This is a genomic window from Aquitalea sp. ASV15 (assembly GCF_016429115.1).
Taxonomy (GTDB): Bacteria; Pseudomonadota; Gammaproteobacteria; order Burkholderiales; family Chromobacteriaceae; genus Aquitalea; species Aquitalea magnusonii.
The window spans coordinates 1-2563 of record NZ_JAELTZ010000110.1 but is presented as its reverse complement, the minus strand read 5'-3'; the positions used below and the strand labels follow the sequence as shown (position 1 = coordinate 2563).

General features: G+C 67.0%; 3 protein-coding genes. 1 reads left to right on the top strand and 2 read right to left on the bottom strand.

Annotation, left to right across the window (positions count from 1 at the left end; translation table 11 throughout):
- Positions 1 to 1369, top strand: a 1369-nt coding sequence (locus JHD64_RS20965; RefSeq protein ID WP_199055522.1) for an efflux transporter outer membrane subunit, incomplete at its 5' end; no start/stop codon positions are given.
- A gap of 73 nt (positions 1370 to 1442) precedes the next feature.
- Here the strand turns inward: JHD64_RS20965 and JHD64_RS20960 are convergent.
- Both JHD64_RS20960 and thiE read right to left on the bottom strand, forming a co-directional pair.
- Positions 1443 to 1892 (bottom strand): GNAT family N-acetyltransferase, encoded by a 450-nt coding sequence (locus JHD64_RS20960; RefSeq protein WP_059285099.1) that lies wholly within the window; start codon positions 1890 to 1892, stop codon positions 1443 to 1445.
- A gap of 61 nt (positions 1893 to 1953) precedes the next feature.
- Positions 1954 to 2562 carry a thiamine phosphate synthase gene (gene thiE, locus JHD64_RS20955; protein ID WP_082693312.1) on the bottom strand — a complete coding sequence of 203 codons (609 nt, stop codon included), beginning with the start codon at positions 2560 to 2562 and terminating at the stop codon, positions 1954 to 1956.
- Position 2563 lies beyond the last annotated feature (1 nt).

Below are 2563 nucleotides of genomic sequence, written 5' to 3'. Positions count from 1 at the left end.
GCTAGGCGCCTGCGCGGTGGGGCCGGATTACCAGCCACCGGCCAGCAGCCTGCCCGCGCACTACCATTTCCAGCCAGCCAGTACGGCCAGCCAGACGGTGCAGCCGCAGTGGTGGACGGTATTTGACGATGCCGCCCTCAGCCAGCTGGTGGAGCAGGCATTGCAGGCCAATCTGGATCTGGCGCAGGCCGAGGCAAGGGTGCGTCAGGCCCGCGCCAGCCTGGGCCAGGTGGACAGCGCCTTGTGGCCGCAACTGAGTGCCGGCGCGCGTAGCGGCCGTGACCAGTTCAGCCGCAACAGCGAAAACTTTGCCAATATCCCGCTGGCCAATCCCAAAACCGCTTTCAACGACTACCGGCTGGGGCTGGATGCCAGCTGGGAAATCGACCTGTTCGGCCATACCGCGCGCAGCCGCGAGGCGGCCAGCGCCAGGCTGGACAGCCTGCAGCAACAGCAGGCGGATATCGCGCTGCGGGTGGCGGCCGAGGTGGCACGCAATGTGATCGACTATCGCGGCTGGGTGGCACGCCAGCGCAATGCCCAAACCCAGCTGGCCGCCGCAGCGGAAACCCTGCGCCTGACACGCTTGTTGCGGCAGAGTGGCGAAGTGTCGGACAGCGAACTGAACCAGGCGGCCGCCAGCGTGGCCAGCCTGCAAGCCACGCTGCCCCCCTTGCAGACGGCACAGGGCGCGGCGCTGACCGCCTTGAGCGTATTGCTGGATCAGCCACTGGCGGAGGTGGCAGCGCGGCTGGCCGGCGAGCGGCCGATACCGGCCACGCTGGCACAGCCGCCTATCGGGCTGCCGGCAGATTTGCTGCGCCGCCGTGCCGACATCCGCCAGGCCGAGCGCGAGCTGGCGGCCGCCACCGCCGATATCGGTGTGGCGGTGGCCGAGCAATACCCGCGGCTGGTGCTGGTGGGCAGTGGCGGCTGGGATTCCATCCACGAAGGCAAGCTGACCGCGGCGGCCAGCCGTTTCTGGAATGTCGGCCCGCAACTGAGCCTGCCCCTGCTGAATGGAGGCCGGCTGAAAAACCAGGTCAGCGGCCGTGAAGCAGCCCGCGATGCCGCGCTGGCGGCCTATCGGCAAAAAGTGCTGGCTGCGCTGGCCGATACCGAAACCGCCCTGTTGCGTTACCAGCAGGAGGAGCAGCGCCAGCAAGCCTTGCACAGCAGCCTGCAACTGGCCGGCCGCCAGCTGGACATCGCACGGCAGCGCCTGCGGGTGGGGGAAGCGGCACAGACTGAAGTGCTGGCACAAAGCCAGCAACTGGCGCTGGTAAAGGAACAATGGCTGGCATCGCAGCAGGCACAGGCAGAAAACCTGGTGGCGCTGTTCAAGGCGCTGGGCGGGGATGTGAAATGATTCTCCCGGCGTCGCGCCGGGAAAGCTGGCTGGTGCGGCCAGGCAGCCACACCAGCCAGACCGTTCAGGCCGTTCAGGCCGCTACACAGGCAGCACGGCGATAGTAATTGTCATAAGGACCATCGGACTGCAGCACAAAGCCCTGCCGCTGGTAAAAGCCATTGGCGCGGCTGCCCTTGAGCACTTCCACCTGTACCGGCAGGCCCCGCTCGTCGGCCTCGGCCAGCAAGGCTTGCAATACCTGGCTGCCCAGCCCCCGGCCATGCCAGGCCGGTTGCAGGTAGAACTGGTCGATCAGCAGGCCGTCCTCGGCCGGCTTGAGCGAAACACAGCCCACGCGGCGTCCTTCCACCACGATGTGGCGACAGTATGCCGGCTGGAATTGCTCGGTAAAGCGCTGGCGTGCCCGCACCGGGTCGTAGCGCCCCAGTGCCTCCAGACTGACCCGCAAGGCGCGCAGGCGCAGCGCCAGCAATTCGTCAAAATCAGCGGCACAGGCCGGCGCAAAGTGAAAGGCTGTCATGCTCACTCCTGGCTGCCGGACGCGCCGGCGTAGTCTGCAAGGTTGGGGAAATCGCGGGGTGCTAGTCGAACAGCGCCGCCATCTGCCGGGCAGCGGCGGCGGGATCGGGAGCATCGAACAGGCCACCGATGACGGCGATGGCGCTGGCGCCGGCCGCCACCACCTCGGCGGCATTGTCCGGGGTGATGCCGCCAATGGCGACCGAAGGCAGGCCCAGCCTTTTCGCCTCGGCAAACAGCGACAGCGGCGCTGCCACCGCATTGGGCTTGGTGCGCGAGGGGTAGACAGCCCCAAAGGCGATATAGCTGGCACCATCACGCGCAGCCTGCTCGGCCAGCGCGATGTCGTTATAGCAGGACACACCGATGATGGCGTTTTTTCCCAGGATGGCGCGGGCATCGGCCACCGAGCCGTCGGTCTTGCCCAGATGCACGCCATCGGCTTCCACGGCGCGGGCCAGGGTGACATCGTCGTTGATCAGGAACAGCACCCGGCGGCTTTTGCACAGGCTGGCCAGCAGGCTGGCCTGGCGCAGGCGGCGCACGGTATTGGCGCTCTTGTTGCGGTATTGCAGGATGGCCACGCCGTTGTCCAGCACGCGGCTGACCTTGGCCAGCAGTTGCTCACTGTCCTCCGCCTCTGGCGATACCGCATACAAGCCCTTAATCACT